The 21,982-nt window shown below is 40.4% G+C and carries 18 protein-coding genes; 7 read left to right on the forward strand and 11 right to left on the reverse strand.

The annotated features are described in order from the left end of the window. Positions 1–121 precede the first annotated feature (121 nt). On the forward strand, positions 122–1,996 hold the full coding sequence (locus AC6UD0_RS02115) for an RNA-directed DNA polymerase (protein WP_500707973.1): 1,875 nt from the start codon (positions 122–124) through the stop codon (positions 1,994–1,996). A 374-nt stretch (positions 1,997–2,370) separates the two neighbouring features. Here AC6UD0_RS02115 and AC6UD0_RS02120 read toward each other — a convergent pair whose 3' ends face one another. The 11 genes from AC6UD0_RS02120 to rpmH all read right to left on the reverse strand — a co-directional run bounded on the left by AC6UD0_RS02120 (position 2,371) and on the right by rpmH (position 12,648). Beyond that, a complete protein-coding gene (locus AC6UD0_RS02120) occupies positions 2,371–3,030 on the reverse strand; it encodes a DUF3800 domain-containing protein (protein ID WP_500707975.1) in 660 nt (219 codons plus the stop codon). Between the two features lie 91 nt (positions 3,031–3,121). Further along, positions 3,122–3,739, reverse strand: a complete 618-nt coding sequence (locus tag AC6UD0_RS02125; RefSeq protein WP_500707976.1) for an NADPH-dependent FMN reductase — start codon at positions 3,737–3,739, stop codon at positions 3,122–3,124. A gap of 98 nt (positions 3,740–3,837) precedes the next feature. After that, positions 3,838–5,472 carry a ribokinase gene (gene rbsK, locus AC6UD0_RS02130; RefSeq protein WP_500707977.1) on the reverse strand — a complete coding sequence of 545 codons (1,635 nt, stop codon included), beginning with the start codon at positions 5,470–5,472 and terminating at the stop codon, positions 3,838–3,840. A 135-nt stretch (positions 5,473–5,607) separates the two neighbouring features. Then, complete coding sequence (locus AC6UD0_RS02135) at positions 5,608–5,766, reverse strand: hypothetical protein (protein ID WP_500701435.1); 159 nt, start codon at positions 5,764–5,766, stop codon at positions 5,608–5,610. 91 nt (positions 5,767–5,857) lie between these two features. Further along, complete coding sequence (locus tag AC6UD0_RS02140) at positions 5,858–6,742, reverse strand: ROK family protein (RefSeq protein ID WP_500694214.1); 885 nt, start codon at positions 6,740–6,742, stop codon at positions 5,858–5,860. Between the two features lie 152 nt (positions 6,743–6,894). Continuing rightward, on the reverse strand, positions 6,895–8,823 hold the full coding sequence (gene mnmG / locus AC6UD0_RS02145; RefSeq protein ID WP_500696252.1) for a tRNA uridine-5-carboxymethylaminomethyl(34) synthesis enzyme MnmG: 1,929 nt from the start codon (positions 8,821–8,823) through the stop codon (positions 6,895–6,897). 26 nt (positions 8,824–8,849) lie between these two features. Beyond that, on the reverse strand, positions 8,850–10,247 hold the full coding sequence (gene mnmE, locus AC6UD0_RS02150) for a tRNA uridine-5-carboxymethylaminomethyl(34) synthesis GTPase MnmE (protein WP_500707979.1): 1,398 nt from the start codon (positions 10,245–10,247) through the stop codon (positions 8,850–8,852). A 146-nt stretch (positions 10,248–10,393) separates the two neighbouring features. Continuing rightward, positions 10,394–11,113 (reverse strand): RNA-binding cell elongation regulator Jag/EloR, encoded by a 720-nt coding sequence (gene jag / locus AC6UD0_RS02155; protein ID WP_500707980.1) that lies wholly within the window; start codon positions 11,111–11,113, stop codon positions 10,394–10,396. Positions 11,114–11,259: 146 nt separating this feature from the next. Next, positions 11,260–12,096 (reverse strand): YidC/Oxa1 family membrane protein insertase, encoded by an 837-nt coding sequence (locus tag AC6UD0_RS02160; RefSeq protein ID WP_500696254.1) that lies wholly within the window; start codon positions 12,094–12,096, stop codon positions 11,260–11,262. A gap of 2 nt (positions 12,097–12,098) precedes the next feature. Further along, positions 12,099–12,455 (reverse strand): ribonuclease P protein component, encoded by a 357-nt coding sequence (gene rnpA / locus AC6UD0_RS02165; protein ID WP_500695946.1) that lies wholly within the window; start codon positions 12,453–12,455, stop codon positions 12,099–12,101. 58 nt (positions 12,456–12,513) lie between these two features. After that, complete coding sequence (gene rpmH, locus AC6UD0_RS02170; protein ID WP_500694208.1) at positions 12,514–12,648, reverse strand: 50S ribosomal protein L34; 135 nt, start codon at positions 12,646–12,648, stop codon at positions 12,514–12,516. A gap of 482 nt (positions 12,649–13,130) precedes the next feature. Here rpmH and dnaA point away from each other — a divergent pair, with 482 nt between their 5' ends. The 6 genes from dnaA to gyrA all read left to right on the forward strand — a co-directional run bounded on the left by dnaA (position 13,131) and on the right by gyrA (position 21,969). Then, positions 13,131–14,471, forward strand: coding sequence for a chromosomal replication initiator protein DnaA (gene dnaA, locus AC6UD0_RS02175; RefSeq protein ID WP_500707981.1), 1,341 nt, complete (start codon positions 13,131–13,133; stop codon positions 14,469–14,471). 216 nt (positions 14,472–14,687) lie between these two features. Further along, positions 14,688–15,827: a DNA polymerase III subunit beta gene (gene dnaN, locus AC6UD0_RS02180; RefSeq protein ID WP_500694206.1), complete on the forward strand. Its 1,140-nt coding sequence runs from the start codon at positions 14,688–14,690 to the stop codon at positions 15,825–15,827. A 263-nt stretch (positions 15,828–16,090) separates the two neighbouring features. Then, positions 16,091–16,309, forward strand: a complete 219-nt coding sequence (yaaA, locus tag AC6UD0_RS02185; protein WP_500694205.1) for a S4 domain-containing protein YaaA — start codon at positions 16,091–16,093, stop codon at positions 16,307–16,309. Positions 16,310–16,317: 8 nt separating this feature from the next. Further along, positions 16,318–17,433, forward strand: a complete 1,116-nt coding sequence (gene recF, locus AC6UD0_RS02190; RefSeq protein WP_500707982.1) for a DNA replication/repair protein RecF — start codon at positions 16,318–16,320, stop codon at positions 17,431–17,433. Positions 17,434–17,454: 21 nt separating this feature from the next. Further along, positions 17,455–19,404 carry a DNA topoisomerase (ATP-hydrolyzing) subunit B gene (gene gyrB / locus AC6UD0_RS02195; RefSeq protein ID WP_500694202.1) on the forward strand — a complete coding sequence of 650 codons (1,950 nt, stop codon included), beginning with the start codon at positions 17,455–17,457 and terminating at the stop codon, positions 19,402–19,404. 123 nt (positions 19,405–19,527) lie between these two features. Beyond that, positions 19,528–21,969 (forward strand): DNA gyrase subunit A, encoded by a 2,442-nt coding sequence (gyrA, locus tag AC6UD0_RS02200; RefSeq protein ID WP_500708065.1) that lies wholly within the window; start codon positions 19,528–19,530, stop codon positions 21,967–21,969. The last annotated feature ends 13 nt before the right edge of the window (positions 21,970–21,982 follow it).

Raw genomic sequence — 21,982 nt, forward strand, 5'->3', positions numbered from 1 at the left:
GTAGTGTACCACTCTATTTCAAGTCAGTATTAACAAGTGTTTTGGTAAATAGTTTCACGTGAAACTATCTTAAACAAATGTGATAAAATACTACCAATAAAACTATAAAGAAGATAACCTTATGACATTTAAAGAATGGCTTAATCAGTTCAATAATTCATATAAAAACAATATTTATAAAGAAAACATAAGTGCTTTAATAATTGGAATGATTCCAGATGACATTCCCTTTGATCTTATATTACCTAATTGGGATAATACTAATATTACTGAAAACGTAATCTCTCTATTTTTAAAAATAAATAAAAATAATACAGAAAACATTTGTATGCCCTTTGAAATAAATGACAAAGGATTCATATACTTAAAGAAACACCAATACCCAGAATATATATTCAAAGGAACCGAAGAATTGGCATACTATGAATTTAAAAATAATGGTACTTTTAGAAAGATGGGTATAATAAATCCGTTATTGTATATAACATTCATATATAACACAAATAAAATATCAAATATCTTATTTAATCAATTGTTATATGAATATAATGGTAATGATAAAATTAAAAAAGAAACAATTAAGATGTCTAGCTCACCATTTATGAAAGACAAAATTTTTGTGTCTAATAAATATCCATTCGAATCTAATACCTCTAAAGCAGACAATGCGGATTTTTCAAAGGGTTTAATAAACAAATCTCTTTCTGAAACATTTAATATGTACTATTTAACTGTTGATATAGAAAGTTTTTTCCAAAATATATATACTCATTATATGTCAAGAATTGGTAATTCAAAGTTTTTCGAGTCTAAAAGTGAAAATAAGTCTAAAGATAAAGCTAATGAAAAATTAATAAAAGAATATTTCAATCAATTAGATACATTTAATAGCCAAAGTAATGGCGCTCAAACAAAAGGAATTATTACAGGACCTATTTCATCGAGAATAACAAGTGAACTATTTAGTCTTGCTATTTATTATAATATTTTGACTAAAATAGATACAAGTAGTATTTCTTTATCACGGTATGTAGACGATACTGTCATATTTTCATCTAGTAAAGATACTTTAAAAAAAGATTTATTTCAGATTGAAAAAACATTACAAAACTATAAACTAAATCTACAAAAAAATAAATTAAATATATCTGAAGGAATTTATATACCAAAACATGCTAGTCTCAATGATATAAAAATCAATTTACCTTCTATAAATCAAAAAGAATTTATTATAGATATCAATACATTTTTAGATTTAAAATCTTTTTTCAAAAATCATTTAACTGAAAACAAATTAAGTACATCTAAAGCGTTGCTAACCATCCTAAAACATAAAAAGAGAATAATATCTCAACCAGATAATAAGTTCCTTAAGATATTTATAGATTTTATTTTAAAATTAGGTTTTTCATGTCCTTCATTAACTGTAAATTGCTATAAGTTGATTATTAATCAATCTACAGAGTTGTATAAAAATCAAATAATAAATATTTTAAGTGATACACAAGAATATGTTAATGAAAACTATAATGGAACGATTGTACAAACTTGGCACTATTATACTCTAAATAAGTTAATAGACAGTAACAAAAGCAATGAAGAATTGAATAAAAGCAAAAATAAATTTTTTTGTCAACTACAAAAAGACGATAAATCTGATATAAATCCTCTTGTATTATTAACATTCATAAATTCAAAAAACGATAAAAATTTAAACCACAAAATATTAAACTATATAATTGATTCTTACGATAAGGAGTGTAAGAAAGATGATGTAAAACCATCAAGAAATTCAAATTACAATTATAGGTGGAAAGATACAATCATTTATTCTAAATGGTGTTGGGCCATAATACGTTTATATAATGAATGTAGTCTAAAGAATGCGGATTTAATAGAACTTACAAAAGTTTTTAACGAAATTAAGAATAATAATAATAACAAAATTGAAAGACCAATAAATATTATTAATGAAATTCTTTATGATAATATTTAACTTAAAACATAAAAAGATCCGAATCTTTATTGAAATAGATTTGGATCTTTTTATGTTTTAAGTTCTGCTTTTTTTCTTAGACAATCAATCATCATCTTCAGAAATCATAATACTGATTAATTAATGTACCACGTCACTTCAAGCCAGTAGTAACAGGTGCTTTGGCAAATTGTTTCATGTGAAACAAAAAAGTTATTTTTTATGCTCATAATATAAGAAAACCTCGTTGCATAATGCAACGAGGTCCTAATGGACGATGCTTAAAATATGGCTTGCAAAAAGCAGCTTATGTCATAAATAAAGTAACACACTATTTCGAGTCTTACTCGCCCAGATACTATTATAATAGTATCTTAATTTATTATAATAGTAAACTATTTACCAAAAGTTTTGTATGGAAATTTGCATTTCTTTTTTATCACTTTTGTTAAATTTGAATCTATATTTTTACCGTATAAGTAATGAGAATTAATATTATTTACAACAAAATCAGCAGCTTGAATTTTGTAATTTCTTTGAGAGTCGACATATTCAACATCAATATTTACGAATGGCCTATTAAAATCTCCCCATACTTTTTGTTTTATATACTCATCAAATGTTTTTTCATGACCAACTTTTATAGTCCTATTATCAAGATGAATTTTTAAGTTAGATAAATTATCATAGTCCTTTAATATATCTCTCACTAAAAAAGATAATAAATAATTATACAAAATATTCTGATGATCTCTTAAATTCCCATAAACTTGTTCTAAATCAACTACAACATAATAAATACTTGAAATGATATTACTTATACTTCGATAATAATAATCTTTAACTATTATGTTACATTCAGCAGATTTAACTTCCCCATTATTAGTATAACAATTGTTAAATTTTTCCTTAGCTTTTCTACTGCATTTTTTAATCTTATTTTTTAATTTTTTACTTTGTTGTCTATTCTCACACCATATTCCAGCTATCGTAAAATAACGTCCCTGTGCACCTAAATTTCCAGATTCATCAATATACAAATCAATAATATCCACACTTCTTACCATATACATTTATAAATATTGCATATTATAATTATACATAAAAAAGTTAATATACAAAACAAATAAACTATCTTAATTTTGCTTATTTATCATAAATACTGGCATCATATTTAAAGGGATGGTCCCTAAATAACTGACTGTAAAACGCGATTTCGGAAAAAGCTCGATTCAATTTCTTTATGTCCACGGTTTTACCGGGAGCGTCTTTTAGAAAACTCCCATCGCCAGCAAAATTTTTATCGACCTTTCGAATTAAAGTTGGCTTTGGCAGGGTAAATAGGCCCAGTTGTCCAAGCGTTGGTAACAACGCTGGATAGGAAGATTGGCCACCTCGTGAATTATTAGAATAGGTAACAATCTTGGCCGGTTTACCCTTGGCTTCAAACGCCAAGAAGTCGAGCGCATTCTTTAGGACGGCTGGAAACGAATGATTATACTCGGGGACCAAAAAGAGATAACCATCCGCTTTCTTCATGTCATCCACCCATTTTTGTTCATTAGGTTTTAAAATCCGGTTTGGGTTGTCCATTGGCGCAACATCTTCATAAAAAAACGGCAAATCGTAGTCCGCCAAACTAATAAAATTGAAATCAGCATCATTAACCCGCTCAAAATCACCCTGTCGATTACGTAAGTACTTAAAGATCCGACGTCCCAGACTGGCCTTTCTTGAACTACTCAAAATAACGTTAATTGTCATTAAACATCACCTCAACTCATTTTCTAATCATTATACCTTTAAAATCAAAATAAAAAACCGAACCAGCTTTATCGCCAATCCGGAAATTTACTTATCAACTATTTCTTAGCTTCTTCTTTCGGACGATCAATTACCTTAACCTTATTGCCACCGATAATTAACTGATCACAAATATTTAAGAACAGACCGTGTTCAACAACTCCGGTGTAGTTCTTCAAGTTGTGAGCTAACTTTTGTAAGTCAGCATCTTCTGGAATTGTAATGTCGATTAGGTAGTTTCCTGAGTCAGTTTGAAGAATATCACCGTCATCTCTGAAGCGGAACTCTGGTTTGTATCCAGCTTCATTTAAGTAGCGGAAGACACCCATTCCACCGAACGGAATGACTTCAACTGGCAACTTCTGCCCAGCTAAGGTCTTGTGATACTTGGTCGAATCAACGATCCAAACGTTCTTGTCTGACATGGTTGCGACCAACTTCTCAAAGAGTAATGCAGCTCCTCCACCCTTGATTCCGTTGAGCTTGTCGTCAACGGCGTCGGCGCCATCAACCGTCAAATCCACCCGATCAATGGTATTAACGTCAAGCATCGGCATGCCAAGACTTTCGGCTAATTTCTCGGTGCCAACTGAAGTGGCGACGCATTGAACGTCTAAGCCTTCTTTTTTGATTCGTTCGTTAATAGCTTTGACGAAGTAGGCAGCCGTACTACCAGATCCAAGACCTAGCACAATGTGATTTGGAACTCGAGCAGCGGCGTATTCAGCAGCTTGTTTCTTCTCTTTTTCGATCACTTCTTTAGTCTTGGAAGTCTTGCTGATGACATCCAAGACGTCTTTTTCATAAGGAATGGAGTTTTGTGCTCCCGCCACCTGAACCGTTAGTGATGAGGCGTGGTTAGCGTACAACATCGCATCCTTGATGTTAGCACTGTTTAAATCCAAACGTGATGCCAAGGCTCCGATGAAAGTATCACCAGCAGCGGTTGTGTCAACAGCTTTGACCTTAAAGGCTGGAATGAAGGCATGACTGGCTGGGGTTGCGTAGAACGAACCCTTGTCACCAACGGTGATGATCACCATTCTGATTCCTAATTTAAAGAAGTACTCCGCGTTCTTCATCATGGAATCGTCGTCAATCACCTTAATCCCCGTGAGGGCCTCTGCTTCAGTCTCGTTAGGGGTAATAATGTCAGTCAATTGAAGTAATTCTTCTGGTAACTTCTTGGCTGGTGCAGGATTCAAAATGGTTTGAACTTCATTTTTCTTCGCAATCTTAAATGCTTCGATAATCGTTGGTACTGGAATTTCTAGTTGCGCAATCGCACGGTCCGCATTCTTAATGGCATCTTCGTGTTGGTCAACGTCCTCCGGTGTCATGGCCATGTTGGCGCCCCCATAAACATAGATGGAATTCTGACCCGTACTATCAACGGTAATGTAAGCCTGTCCAGTCTGTTGCTTCTCCGTAGTAATCACGGAATCAAGGTTCATCCCGTCCTTTTTAAATCCTTCAATCATGAACTTAGCGTCTTCGTCATCACCTAACTTAGTGATAAAAGTCGTATCGGCACCAGATCTTGCCGCAGCAATTGCCTGATTGGCACCCTTTCCGCCACCATGAGATTCTTGGTGGTTTTTCACCGCCAGGGTTTCACCTGGCAACGCATACTTATCAACGTTTAGAACCTTATCAACGTTGGTAGACCCAATCACAACAACTTTTTTACTCATTTTACTGCCTCCCCTATTTGCAACCGCTTTCATTATATATATCATATCATTGCGGGAAATAGTTGTATATAGATTTAGCTAAAATGATGTTTTTTAAACTTGTTTTCAATAGCAAGTTTATAAACATAGGCATTTTCACTCATTTAGCCACTTCAACCCTTCATCAGGATTATCAAACTTCTTATAATCATTACTTTTAATTGCTTTAGTTAAACGTTCATTTGGAGCATCAAATTGTTTTTTTGTTTCAGCATCTACTTTAAAACGAATTTGTGAATTACTAATAAACATCATGATTAATCCTCCTTATTTTTAAGATACCATAAATGACAATTGACACAAAAAAAGAGACACCCGCAGGCATCTCTTTAAACAATTTAATTAATTATTTCTTTGATTCATCTAGAGCTTTTTTAGCTAATACGAAATCACCAAAGGTAGCGGAACCGTTGTGTGGTACGACTGGACGACTAATGTATTCGTCAAGGGGACCAACGTCAAGATAGTTATCAAACAACAGATTGAATTGGTCTCTAACCTTTTGAACAAATTGAGGAGTACATACACCTCCACCAAGCACAATTTGGTCAGGACGGAAGTTAACCGTTAAACTGATAACCCCTTGGGCAATGTAGTACGCAATGATGTTCCAAACTGGATCATCTGGTGGGGTATCTTGACCCTTAATGTTGTTTCGAGCTTCAAAAGTCGGACCAGAAGCAACTCCTTCAAGACAGTCACCGTGATAAGGACAAATTCCAGGAAAGTTCATGTCATCTTGGTGTCTCTTAACACGAATATGACCAAATTCAGGAGTTCCACGAACCCCTAAGAATTCATCTTTAATGACGGTTCCAGCACCAATCCCAGTTCCATCAGTGATGTAACTAACGGCTTCAATATTTTTATTAGCCTGTTTACGTTTGATGTATTCACCGTAAGCTGAACCGTTAACGTCCGTCGTCCAGTAAATTGGAACCCCAAATTCACGTTTCATGGTTCCAACAAAGTTGACGTTACTCCAACCCTTTTTAGGGGTTTTAATAATCCAACCGTATTTGTCAGAGTCTTTTCGAACGTCGATTGGTCCAAATGATGCAATCCCAAATGCATCAATGTGATCAAACTTCTTAAAGTACTCAACGACCTTTGCTAACGTTTCTTCTGGTGTCGTAGTTGGAATGTGGACACTATCAACAATATTGAAATCGTCATCACCAACCGCACAAACGAACTTTGTTCCACCTGCTTCAATACTTCCATATCGCATAAAAATGATCCCCTTTGCCATTTTTTTGTATCGTTTATTGTTAATAGTATAAAGCGCTTACATATTGATTGCAATAGTTTACTACAAAAATTGTTAAAAACTTAACTTAGAAATAACAAAAAGCTGGACTATTCACGTAGTCCAGCTTGATCTTATTTTTTCTTCGCAATTTTACCCTGTTGAATGTAAACGGAGAGAATGGCAATGTCAGAAGGATTGACTCCACTGATTCGGGCAGCCTGTGCGATCGTCTCCGGTTGGATTTTCTCCAATTTTTGGCGACCCTCAGTTGCGATCCCATCAATTACGGAGTAATCAATGTGATCAGGAATCTTTTTGGATTCCATTTTCTTCATGCGGGCGACCTTATCCTCTTCTTTTTTGATATAGCCAGCGTACTTCGTTCTGATTTCAACTTGTTCAACCACTTCTGGATCCAATTTTTCGTCGGGTCCCGGAATAAAATCAAGTAACTTTTCGTAATTTACATACGGCCGACGTAAGAACTGGGCTGCGATGATGCCGTCTTTTAACGGTTTATCACCCTGAGCTTCAACGAACTGGTTGACCTTTTCACTTGGTTTAATCCGTACGGTGTTCAAACGCTTGATTTCATCCTCAACGGCATTACGTTTTTCAACAAACTTGTCATAACGTTCATCTGAAATCAGACCCAACTGGTGACCAATTGGTGTCAGCCGCATATCAGCATTGTCGTTTCTAAGCAGGAGTCGATATTCAGCCCGACTCGTTAGGAGTCGGTACGGTTCGTTGGTTCCTTTTGTAACTAGGTCATCGATTAGAACGCCAATGTATCCTTGGTCCCGCTGCAAAATCAACGGGTCTTTCCCTTGAATCTTTAGAGCGGCATTAATTCCAGCGATCAAGCCTTGTCCCGCGGCCTCTTCGTATCCCGAAGTTCCGTTGGTTTGACCCGCGCTAAATAATCCACTAACTTTCTTGGTTTCAAGCGTTGGCTTCAATTGATATGGAGAGATAATGTCATACTCAATCGCATAACCGGGACGCATCATCTTAGCGTCCTCGAGACCCTTCACGGAGTGCAGCATCTGTTGCTGGACTTCTTCTGGAAGGGAGGTAGACATCCCATCGACGTACCACTCTTCGTTGTGACGTCCTTCCGGTTCCAAGAAGACCTGATGGCGCTTTTTGTCCGCAAAACGAACGACCTTGTCCTCAATTGATGGACAGTAACGGGGACCGACCCCTTCGATGACCCCAGTAAACATCGGGGCGCGATCCAAATTATCCTTGATAATCTGATGGGTTTCTTCATTAGTGTACGTCAACCAGCACGAAATCTGCTTTGAAACCGGTAAATAATCGGCATACGGAGTGGTGTAACTGAAATGATGGGGCGTTTCGTCGCCCGGTTGCTCCTCCGCTTCATCGTAGTGAATGGTCTCACCGTTGACACGCGGTGGAGTCCCAGTCTTAAAGCGCTTCAGTTCAAAGCCCAAATCTTCCAGGTTTTCTGAAAGATGAATGGCTGGAATTGAGTTGTTTGGGCCCGAGGAATACATCAGTTCACCAATAATGATCTTACCACGAGCGGCCGTACCAGCACAGATGACCACGGCTTTGGAGTGATATTTGGCACCCGTATTGGTAACCACACCCTCAACCTGACCGTCTTTCACGATCAGACGTTCTACGATTCCCTGGCGGAGCGTCAAATTGGGCTCTTTTTCCAGGGTGTTTTTCATTTCATGGTGGTAGGCGTGCTTATCAGCTTGCGCCCGTAAAGCTCTGACGGCGGGACCCTTCCCGGTGTTTAACATCCGCATCTGAATGTAGGTCTTGTCGATGTTTTTCCCCATCTCACCACCAAGGGCGTCGATTTCTCTTACGACCGTTCCCTTAGCGGGGCCACCAACCGACGGATTACATGGCATAAACGCCACCATATCAAGATTAATTGTCACAAGAAGTGTTTTTTGACCCATGCGGGCAGCGGCTAGTGCAGCTTCACAGCCAGCGTGGCCGGCTCCAACGACGATGACGTCGTAATCGCCACCGTTGTAAGTCTGCTTCACTTCTTGCTGTATCATTTTATTCATTTAAAAACCTCCATTGAGTCAAAGTCTTATTTCCCCAAACAGAACTGACTAAATAATTGATCCAATAATTCGCCATCGTAACTATCACCGGTAATTTCACCAAGTAAATCCCAAGCGTTCGTCATGTCAATTTGAACTAAATCAACGGGCATCCCGTTATTTAACCCATTTTCAACGGACTGAAGGGAATCACTGGCCTGTTGTAAGAGACTGATATGCCTGGCATTGGTGACCATAACGTCGTTTTGAGAACTCTTAATGCCACCAGTAAAGAACATCTTCGAAATCGTATCCTCTAAGGATTTGGTTCCGTTATCCTTTACGGCTTGGGTCTTAATCACGTTATCAGCATGATAGCGGTTCTTTAACTCATCAACATCAATTTTTTCTGGTAAATCCGTTTTATTCAATAGGATAATGCGCTTACTGTGCTGCGTCAGATCCAAAAGTTCCCGATCTTCATCAGTCAACGGTTCACTAGCGTTTAACACTAGTAGTACCAAATCAGCCTGTTTGATGGCTTTTCTGGAACGATCGACTCCAATTTTTTCAACTTTATCGTTAGTATCACGAATCCCAGCGGTATCAACCAGGTGCAAGGGAACGCCAGAAACGTTCACGTATTCGTCTAAAACATCCCGCGTGGTACCCGGAACGTCGGTCACAATCGCCTTGTCTTCGTGTAAGAGTCGGTTCAACAAACTCGACTTGCCCACGTTCGGACGTCCAATGATGGCGGTGTTTAAACCATCTCGTAAGACTTTTCCCTGTTTAGCCGTTTTTAGCAATTGGTCAATCTGCGCCTTTAGTTCCTTGGACTTATCCATTAAAAGCTTCGACGTCATCGTCTCCACGTCATCGTACTCAGGGTAGTCAATGTTGACTTCGACCTGAGCCAGCACGTCTAAGATGTCTTGACGCAGGTGCTTAATTAAATGAGAAAGGTTCCCATCGAGCTGATTTAAAGCCGCTTTCATCGATTCGTCAGTCTTCGCTTCAATCAGACCCATCACGGCTTCCGATTGTGAAAGGTCCAGACGTCCGTTTAAAAAGGCTCGCTTAGTGAATTCACCCGGCTCCGCCATTCTGGCACCGTTACTTAAAGCCAACTGCAAAATCTTGTTGGTTGCCACAATTCCACCGTGACAGTTAATCTCAATAATATCTTCCTTGGTATACGTCTTGGGTGCTCTCATGACCGAGACCATCACTTCATCAACTTCACTGTTGTGGTCTGCTGGATCAACAATGTGACCATAGTTAATCGTGTTCGATGCCACCTTTTCGAGGTTCTTGCCCCGATAAATCTTTTCAGCCACTTTCATTGCATCCGATCCACTAACCCGGACAATCGAAATGCCACCTTCACCAGGTGGGGTCGAAATTGCCGCAATAGTATCGTAATCAGTCGTTGTCAGTGCCATTTTGAAAACTCCTTTCTTATTTTTAATCGCATAAAAAAAGTACTTAAGCCACGCCCGTTGCGTGGATAAAGTACTTTCACTACTTTACCTATTCGAATTTACAATCCTACACATAATAGGACGAAAGTTTTATTTTGTCAATCATTTTACCGTGGAGCTACTACGATTGAACGATGGGGTTCCCGTCCTGCCGAATATGTCATCACGTAGGGGTTATCTTCCAGCGTCACGTGAATCTGTTTGCGCTCAAAAGATGGCATCGGGTCCAAATAGACCGGCTTGCCGGTGGCGGAAACCTCTCTTGCGGTTCGCTCAGCTAGACTGGTAAGGATCTGAAGGCGACGACTGCGATAATTAGCCGTATCCAGCTCAACTTCAAGGTAGCTAATCCCCATGTTATTTAGATAAATCCCACTTAACTCCTGTAAGGCATTGATGGTCCGACCGTGTTTGCCAATCAAAAGACCCTCTTTGGGCGTATCAAAATTAATGATCACGTGCCGATTGTTGGGCATCTCATAACTTAGTTCGGCCTCAATCCCCATCTGATCAGTAATTGCTTGTAAATATTTAATTAGTCCACTAATAGCTTCAACGTTTCTAGCGTGACGATCCTCTGTTTGAACTGGATTAGCAACCGCCGTGCTCGCTTCTCTTTTAATTTTTAACTTGCCACCTGCTGGTTTTGGGTCTGGAGAAGATGATTTCAATTCCATTTCAACTTCTGCGGGATGTTTAAAAAGTCCGAAAAATCCCTTACTTGCGGTTTTAATAACTTTAATTTCAACATTATTTCGATTAGTATCAAGTGATTTTAAGCCATTTTTAACGGCTTCTTCGATGGTGGCTCCGGTGTATTTCGTCATTATTGTTCTCCTATTTTTGTAAACGTCTAACGCTATTAATCTTAGCACAAATTAAATAGCTGTTGGAATAGGATTTTAGAGATGTAATATTACATTTGTCACAAAAATAAAAAAAGCAGACCAACGTCTGCTTTTTGTTTAGTAATCTATTTGTGATGTTTACTCTGCTTGGCCTTTCGAATGGCCTTTTTAACGGCGCGATCGTGTTGACGCTTTTCACGTTCTTTTTCTTCACGTTCACGATTAATCTTCCAAGGGTTCTGAATCAATAACGTTTGAACTACTTGGAACGCATTGGTTACCACCCAGTATAGTGACAAAGCTGATGGCACGTTTAACGCGGTGAAGAAGATAATGATTGGCATCCCAATCGTCATCATCGTGGTCATTCCGTTTGATTCGGGTTGCCCCTTCATTGACAGCCACGAACTAAGGAACGTGAACACAGCGGCCAAAACTGGCAGGATGTAGTACGGATCTGGAGTTCCCAGCTGTAACCACAAGAAGTGACCAGTTCGAAGGATGTGAGTTCGCCAGATGGCTTGATACAAGGCGAAGATCACTGGCAACTGAACTACCATTGGCAAACAGCCGGCCCATGGATTAATTCCTGCTTCCTTATAGAGCTTTTGCTGCTCAGTCTGCAGTTTTTCCATGGTCTCTGAATCTTTACTGGAGTACTTCTTTTGCAGGGCCTTCAATTGGGGCTGAATTTCCTGGGTCTTCTTCATACTCTTGGTCTGATACATCATTAACGGAAGAAGAATAATTCTAACCAAAATGGTGAAGAGGATAATTCCAATTCCATAGTTATCGCCAAAGAACTTTGATAACCAAATAATCACTCTTGAGAAATTCAAGACAACTAAGCCATCCCAAATTCCTTTACTATGACTAGTAATTGGGGCGTTACTACATGCCGTAAGCACCAGACCAATACTGGCAATTGCAAGTGTAGTAGCGATTCGTTTAAGTTTTTTCAATTTTATTCCTCGCTATAATCAGAATCTAGTAAATGAGCTAACTTTAAAACATGAATTAGACTTGCCTTAACGTCTTTTTGTGACATCGCATCCGCTCTCGGTCTCGCAATGATTAAAAAATCAACGTCCGTTTTTAGGTCTGGCTTTAATTCGGTGATCGACTGGCGAATTCTACGTTTAACCCAGTTGCGATGCACGGCATTTCCAATCTTCTTTCCAACGGAAATCCCGATGCGGAAATGTTTTTGTCCCGGCTTTTCCAGTTGATACACGACAAACTGTCGATTAGCAACTGAATCATGTTTTTCGAAAACCTTTTGAAAGTCAGCTTCTTTTTTGACACGGTACGATTTTCTCATGAATAATCTCCAAGTATTTTCAAAAAATAATGAAAAAGACCACTGAATGGTCAGTGGCCTATGCCGATAATACTTTTCTACCTTTTTGACGTCGATGTGCTAACACTTTGCGACCTTTGCCAGTGCTCATACGTTTTCTAAATCCGTGAACACGGTTTCTACGACGTTTCTTTGGTTGGTAAGTTCTTTTCATTACTAACCCTCCTAACTAATTAATCGCCTATATTAAATTGTTTATTCAATAGCTTTTCTAACTTATAGTATCACAAATCGACCAATCTTCAAATAGAGATTTTAAATTCATAGGTAACACTCCGTTCGATTCAAAAAAGTTTCATAAAATTTACTTGTGGATTATTGTGGATAACTCATCCCGTAATTAACACGAATTCAACACGTTTTTAAACAAAAACACAGCATGTTAACAACGTTAACCACAATCTGTGGATAAAATCAATAATCACGCTGACATCCCCGTCACATTAATAATTAGTTGTCCACATTTTCGTGTTAATTACCTAAAATATTCGCGTGATTTTGATATTTATTAACAGTACTGTGGATAAACAGTAAACAGGGTGTGAAACATTTGTCCACACCCTGTTTTTTCTGTGGAAAACTTTTTTTAAAAATGATATTATACATTCATAATTTAAACACAAGGAGTCACTCTCAATGGATCAAAACGAATTATGGAACAAAATTAAAAGTAAATTTAAAGCGGATCCGAAATTTGAGGGAACGACATATGATACATGGATCGCCACCGTGAACCCAATCTCATATGATGGCGATACCCTAACACTCGAATTACCATCCTCGCTTCACCGTGACTACTGGGAGAAAATGCTTAAAAGTCAGCTGGTTGAGTACGCTTATGCCATTACTTACAAGAACATTTCACCAAAATTTGTTCTAGAAGAAGAATTAAAAAAGAAGCAAACCCCAGCTCCTACACCGGAAGACGAGAGCGAAAAGTCATATAGTTACACCGACACGCACTTGGAGCCCAATTACACCTTTGAAACCTTCGTGATTGGACAGGGTAACAAGATGGCTCAGGCCGCAGCGCTAGCGGTCAGTGAGTCACCCGGAAAATTGTACAATCCACTCTTCTTATATGGTGGAGTTGGTCTAGGTAAGACCCACTTGATGCACGCGATTGGCAACAACATTATCAAACACGACCCGAGTCAGCGGGTGATGTACGTTACAAGTGAGAAATTCGCCAACGACTTTATCGGTGCCATCCAAAACAATAAGATGGATGATTTCAGAAACGTTTACCGAAACGTCGACGTCCTCTTAGTTGATGACATCCAGTTTTTTGGTAATAAAGAAGGAACTCAGGATGAGTTTTTTAACACCTTTCAAGCGTTATATTCCAATCACAAGCAGATTGTGCTAACGTCTGACCGTTTGCCAAACGAAGTGCCAAAACTAAAAGACCGGTTGGTCTCCCGGTTTGCGTGGGGCCTGTCCGTTGACATTACCGCTCCCGATTTAGAGACACGAACCGCTATCCTTAGGGCCAAGGCCAAAGCTGACAACATGAACATTCCAGCGGACGCATTAGGCTACATCGCGAGTCAAATTGAGTCTAACGTCAGAGAACTGGAGGGAGCGTTATCAAGGGTGCAGGCTTTTTCCAAACTCAATAACGCCCCCATTGATACTGAACTAGTGGCAAACGCCCTAAGGCCGCTGAAGTTGGCCAAGGCGCGCTCGGCTCTGACCGTGTCTGACATTATCTCGAAAGTCGCCTCTTACTATCACATTAGTGTAAAGGAAATTAAGGGCACCAAACGGGTCAAAGCCATCGTGGTTCCTAGACAGGTTGCCATGTACCTGTCACGTGAAATGACCGACAATTCGCTTCCAAAGATTGGCGACGAATTCGGTGGTAAGGATCACACTACCGTCATTCACGCCTACGACAAGATTAGTAAAATGGCCGCAAATGACTCTGATCTGAGTAAGCAAATCTCAGACATCAAGACGGAACTCCAGCACTAAGCGTTGCTCGGTTTAAAAATGTTATAATGACGGGTGTGGATAAACGGGAATTTAACCGTTGATTTACCCACAAAGTTATCCACAGTTGATAACTTTTATTCCGTAACTAATCATTGAGTTATCCACAGTATTAACAGTACCTACTGCTTCTACTGTTTTTTATCTTTTTAATTAAGTAAATAAACATGCACCACATTTTGAGGGGGAAATTTGGCAATGAAATTCGTAATTAACCGTAATGCTTTCATCAAAGCACTAAATACCGTATCAAGAGCAATCTCATCAAAAACGACCATTCCAATTTTGACGGGTTTAAAATTAGACGTATCAGAAAGTGACATTCTACTAACTGGTAGTAACGCTGACGTTTCAATTCAAACTAGCATTCAAGCTTCTAACCCGGATAATGAACTCACGATTAACTCAACTGGTAGCATCGTCTTACCAGCCCGTTTTTTTAGTGAGATCGTTAAAAAGTTACCCGACAAAACCATGTCATTAGAAGTTGGTGACAACTTTCAGACCACGATTAAGTCAGGTAACTCAGAATTTACGATCAACGGTCTTGATGCGAACGGTTACCCACATCTACCTGAAATTGATTCCGAGAATACGGTTGATTTAGCGGCTGATATTTTCAGACAGGTTATCGGACAGACGGTCATTGCGGTTTCAAAACAGGAAAGTCGGCCAATCTTGACCGGGGTGCACTTCACGCTTGCTAACAATAAGTTGCTTGCGGTTGCAACCGACAGTCACCGTTTAAGCCAACGAAGAGTTAGTCTTCCAGCTGATGACGACGGTAAGTTTGACGTGGTCATCCCAGGTGACAGTTTAAAAGAACTCTCACACATGCTTGACGGAATCGATCAAAACATCCAGATGAACCTGTCAGAGAATCAGGTCCTCTTTACCCTCGGCGACACCCGGTTCTACTCACGTTTACTTGAGGGCAATTATCCGGATACTTCGCGTCTGATTCCAAAGACCTCAAGTACCAAGATGGAGTTTGCGGCCGGTGACTTGCTCGCCGCAATCGAGCGGGCTTCGCTGTTGTCACATGAATCGCGAAATAACGTCATTAAGTTGACGATTAAACCAACCGACCAGGTTGTTACCATTTCGGGGAATTCTCCTGACGTTGGAACCGTTGAAGAGGATTTAAAGCCAAAGACTTCAGAGGGCGATGACCTTGAAATTTCGTTTAACCCCGATTACATGAAGGAAGCTCTCAGAGTTTTTGGGCAAACTGACATTGAGATTGCGTTTACTTCAGCTCTTCGTCCGTTCACGCTGGTTCCAACCGAAAATAAAGAAGATTTCATCCAATTGATTACCCCAGTTCGAACCTTTTAATTAAGAATGATTATTAACGACCTTCATTTTGAGGTCGTTTTTTTTATGTCTTTAAAATGAAACCAAATTATATTTACCAAAGACCTCAAAATATTAAAAAAGCTCATATTTCCATTTATTTACGAATATGAGCTTTTTAGATCATTTGAGGCATTTTTGTCTAGAAATGCGTACACGCGCATAAAACGCATAAAATCGCCCGATTTATGTACTTTTACCAAATTTTAGCGTATAATAGAAATAGATTGAAAGTGGGTGAATTCATGAAAAAAGACATTTTCATAACGACTCCGTACATAACTTTAGGGCAACTCTTAAAAGAAGAGAACATTGTTGAATCAGGTGGCAAAGCGAAGTGGTACCTAAAGGAAAATATGGTGTATCTAAACGATGAGCCTGAGAATCGACGTGGCAAGAAACTCTACCAGGGTGATACGGTCTCAATTCCAGACGTAGGGATGTTTTTTATTAAGACAAAGTAGGGTTAAGCATGCAGCTAGAAGAATTGAAATTACGCAATTTTCGTAATTATAAAGATGCTGACGTTCATTTCTCAGATGGAGTGAACGTGTTACTTGGACAAAACGCCCAGGGCAAAACCAATCTACTTGAAGCAATTTACGCGCTCGCACTTACCAAAAGTCATCGGACCACCACCAATCGTGATTTGATTAATTGGGAGGAGAACCATGCGCAATTGTGGGGTCGAGTTAAAAAGAACCATACTACCACTGAACTAGAGCTTGATTTTGGTAAAAATGGCAAGCGAGCCAAGGTCAATCACATTGAGCAGCCCAAGCTATCGTCTTACGTCGGGCAGCTGAACGTGATTTTGTTTGCTCCCGAAGATTTGTCGATTGTAAAGGGTTCGCCTCAGATTAGAAGGCACTTTATGGACATGGAGTTTGGCCAGATGAGTAATCGCTATTTATACAACATGACCCAGTACCGTCGAATTTTGAAACAACGAAACGCCTATTTACGTGAACTATTACTTCACAAACAGAGTGATCTGGTCTACCTGGATGTATTGTCAGACCAGCTTTCAGCGTATGCGGCCGAGATTATTTTTCAACGCATCCAACTGATTGCCAAATTACAGAAATGGTCTTCGGCCATCCATTACGAAATTTCACAACAAAAGGAAACGTTGCGATTTAAATACGTCACCACGCTAAAAAAGACCGATTTAACATCGGTGGAACGAATCTATCAGAGTCTGCTGGCTAAATTTAAGGCCAATCGAGATAAAGAAGTGAGGCAAGGAACGACGATCTTTGGGCCGCATCGTGACGATTTACACTTCATGGTTAACGGCAAGGATGTCTCCACCTTTGGTTCACAGGGTCAACAGCGAACGGCGGCATTATCCACGAAGTTGGCCGAGATCGATTTAATGAAAGAAGAAACCGGCGAGTACCCGGTTTTACTACTTGATGATGTTTTGTCTGAACTTGATGAAAGTCGGCAGACCCACTTGCTGACTGCCATTCAGGATCGGGTTCAAACCTTTCTAACCACCACAAGTATGAGTGGGGTCGCATCTGATTTAATCAACAATCCCAAGACTTTTCACATTGAAAAGGGAGTCATTGTATCCGAGTAACGTAGTTGAGGAGGAATTGTAGTGACTGATCAAGAAAAAGAAGCAAAAAGAGAACGGGCAGGGGAGTACGACGCTAGTCAAATCCAAGTCCTAAAGGGACTAGAAGCGGTCAGAAAACGTCCTGGAATGTACATTGGAGCCACTAACGAACAGGGACTCCATCACTTAGTTTGGGAAATTATCGATAACGGAATTGACGAAGCGTTGGCGGGTTTTGCTGACGAAATCAACGTTACCGTGGAAAAGGATAACAGTATTACGGTCGTTGATAACGGTCGTGGGATTCCCGTCGACACCCAAAAAGATACCGGTAAGTCGGCACTAGAAACCGTCTTCACCATCCTCCACGCTGGTGGTAAATTCGGTGGTGGCGGATACAAAGTTTCCGGTGGACTTCACGGAGTTGGAGCCTCAGTGGTAAACGCCTTGTCAAAGGAACTGGACGTTGTTGTTACTAAAGGTGGCAAGCGGTACTACATGGATTTTGAAAGGGGTCACGTCAAGACGCCAATGAAGGTCATTGGGGACGCACCCAGGGATGCTCACGGAACTAAGGTTCACTTTGTTCCCGATCCAGACATCTTTACCGAGACCACGACCTTTAACATGAAGACTTTGACCACGCGTGTCAGAGAACTGGCCTTTTTAAACAAGGGGTTAAGAATCACAATTAGAGATGATCGCCCCGAAAAACCCGTGGAACACGATTTCTTCTACGAAGGTGGAATTCGGCACTACGTTGAATTCCTCGATCGGGGTCGCACTCCAATCTTCAAGGATCCCATCTACATTGAGGGTCAGGAAAATGGCATCACGGTCGAAGTTTCAATTCAGTATACGAATGATTATCACAGTACCCTTTTGACGTTTACTAATAACATCAATACCTATGAGGGTGGAACCCACGAAGAAGGGTTTAAGCAAGCTTTGACCCGAATTATTAATAACTATGGGAGAAATAACAATTTAATTAAGGATAGCGAGCCAAACCTTTCTGGTGACGATGTTCGAGAAGGAATGACCGCGGTCGTTTCGGTTAAGCATCCCGATCCTCAATTTGAGGGGCAGACCAAGACCAAACTTGGTAACTCTGATGCGAGAACCGCTACGAATCACATTTTTGGTCAGGAATTTTCCAAGTTCATGATGGAACATCCTCAGATCGCGGAACAGATTGTTGAAAAGGGTTCCGTGGCCTCTAAAGCGCGAGCCGCAGCAAAAAGAGCTCGTGAAGTAACCAGAAAACGAAGCGGACTTGAAATCAACAGTTTACCCGGGAAGTTGGCTAACAACACCAGTAAGGACCCGAAAGTCTCCGAATTGTTCATTGTCGAAGGTGATTCGGCTGGTGGTTCTGCTAAACAGGGTCGTTCTAGACTGACGCAGGCCATCCTGCCAATTCGTGGCAAGATTTTAAACGTTGAAAAGGCCACGATGGAAAAAATTCTGGCTAACGAAGAAATTCGTTCTTTGTTTACCGCGATGGGGACTGGCTTTGGCAGTGACTTCGACATTAGTAAGGTTAACTACCACAAGTTAATCATCATGACCGATGCCGATGTTGATGGGGCCCACATTCAGATTTTGCTTCTAACCTTAATTTATAACTACATGCGTCCAATGATTGATGCTGGATACGTCTACATTGCCCAGCCACCGTTGTACCGAGTTCGTCAGGGAAACAAATTCCAACGATACGTTGATTCTGATGAGGAACTTCAGGAGTTGTTAGCCCAACTTCCGGCTTCACCAAAACCACAAATTCAACGATACAAAGGTTTAGGCGAAATGGATGCCTCGCAGTTGTGGGACACCACCATGAATCCAGATCATCGTCGGCTTCTAAGGGTTACTTCTGATGATGCTTCGGCTGCTCAAGAAGCCTTCACCATGTTAATGGGTGAAAAGGTGGCTCCAAGACGGAAGTTTATTGAAGACAACGCAACCTTTGTTGAAAACCTAGATGTATAAATTGTTTCACGTGAAACAATTAGGTTAATTGACTGATTTAACAAGGAATGGAGGCAAAATCTCTTGGTAAATGAAGAAAATAATAAACCAAGTCGAGTTCAAAACATTGAATTATCGAAGAAGATGAGATCATCATTCTTGGATTATGCAATGAGTGTGATTGTGTCCCGTGCGCTTCCTGACGTTCGTGACGGCTTAAAACCGGTTCATCGTCGAATCCTGTACGATATGCACGAACTAGGAGTTACACCGGATAAGCCTTACAAGAAATCCGCGCGAATTGTTGGGGATGTTCTAGGAAAGTTTCATCCTCACGGTGACAGTTCCGTGTATGAGGCCATGGTTCGAATGGCTCAGGAATTTAGTTATCGTTACATGTTAGTTGACGGACACGGAAACTTTGGTTCCGTCGATGGTGATGGTGCCGCTGCCATGCGTTACACCGAGGTACGACTCTCCAAGATTGCGATGGAAATGTTGCGAGACATCAACAAGGACACCGTTGATTTTCAGCCCAACTACGATGGCACCGAACGTGAACCAGTGGTCTTACCGGCTAGAATTCCGAACCTCCTTTTAAATGGAGCTTCTGGGATTGCGGTTGGAATGGCCACTAACATTCCACCTCACAATTTAAGCGAAGTAATTAGTGCAATTCACATTTTGATGAGAAATCCAGACGCTACCACCAATGATCTGATGGAAGCTCTGCCCGGACCTGACTTCCCTACTGGGGGAGTGGTCATGGGTAAATCTGGAATCAGAAGAGCCTACGAAACGGGTCGTGGTAGTATCATTGTTCGGGCTAAGGTTGACATTGAGGAACAAAAAAACGGCAAACAGCGCATTATTGCGACTGAATTGCCGTACATGGTCAACAAGGCTAAGTTAATCGAACGGATTGCTGAACTAGTAAGGGACAAACGAATTGAAGGTATTACCGCCATTAACGATGAGTCCGATAAGGACGGGATGCGGGTTGTGATTGATGTCAAACGGGATGCTTCAGCTGAAGTTATCTTGAACAATTTGTACAAGTTAACCCTGATGCAAACCTCCTTTAGTTTCAACATGCTAGCCATCGTTGATGGTGCGCCGAAAGTCTTGAGTCTGAAACAAATTCTGCAGTACTACCTGGAGTATCAGGTGGAAGTTATTACCAGAAGAACGAAGTTTGACTTACGTAAGGCTCAGGCTCGAGCTCACATTCTGGAAGGGTTACTGGTTGCTCTTGACAACATTGACGCCGTCATCAAGATTATTCGTAATTCCGCGACTGGCGATATCGCCAAAAACGAACTGATTAGCAATTTTGATTTAGACGACAAGCAAGCGCAGGCCATCTTAGACATGCGGCTGGTTCGATTAACCGGACTGGAACGTGGCAAGATTACCGACGAGCATAATAAATTACTGGCTAACATTAAAGATTACAAAGACATTTTAAACAGTCGAGATCGGATCAACGGCATTATTTACGATGAACTCCTTGAGATTCAGAAGAAGTTTGGTGACAAACGGCGGACCGAATTACTGGTTGGTGAAATTACCAGTATTGAGGACGAAGATTTAATTGAAGAGGAAAACGTCGTAATTACTTTGACCCACAACGGTTACATTAAACGACTACCAACCGACGAGTTCAAGGCCCAAAATCGTGGAGGTCGTGGAATTCAAGGAATGGGTGTCAATAAGGACGATTTCATTGAACATCTCCTGTCAACGGCAACCCATGATCGACTCTTGTTCTTCACGAACGCTGGCAAAGTTTATAGTATGAAAGCTTACGAAGTCCCAGAGTACGGACGATCCGCGAAGGGAATTCCAATTGTTAACCTCTTAAACTTGGGTCAAAATGAGAAGATTCAAACGGTTATCAGTATTTCGTCCCAGCATAATGACGAGGACAAGTACCTGTTCTTTACAACGAAACTGGGAACGGTTAAACGAACCCCAGTCTCTGACTTCTTGAACATTCGAAAGAATGGTTTAAAGGCCATTCACTTACACGATAATGATGAAGTGATTGGCGTATCCATCGTGGATAACGGCGACAACATGATCATTGGAACTCATTTGGGATACGCCGTTAGCTTTAGAGCTGATGACGTTCGCTCTATGGGACGTTCGGCTTCAGGAGTGAGAGGAGTTCGACTCAGACCAAATGACTATGTGGTTGGAGCGGCCATCTTGACACGTGACAGTGACGTGTTTGTCATTTCTGAAAATGGATATGGGAAACGCACGAAAGCTTCCGACTACCCGATCAAGGGTCGCGGTGGTAAAGGAATCAAGACGTCAAACGTTACTAAGAAAAATGGTCCCCTAGTGGGATTAAGTACCGTGACTGGTGATGAAGACATCATGTTAATCACTAACATGGGTGTTATGATTCGGTTTGCGGTTAATAACGTTTCTGAAACCGGCCGTGCCACCCTTGGAGTTCATTTAATCCGAGTCGACGATAATGCTAAGGTTGCTACGATGGCAGTCGTTGCAAAGGATGAAGAAAACGAATCAAAGGTCAATGAACCAGCTTCATCTACTGATCAATCCGAAGAATAATGGTTAAAAATAA

This window comes from Fructilactobacillus sp. X7R9C1 (assembly GCF_059901005.1).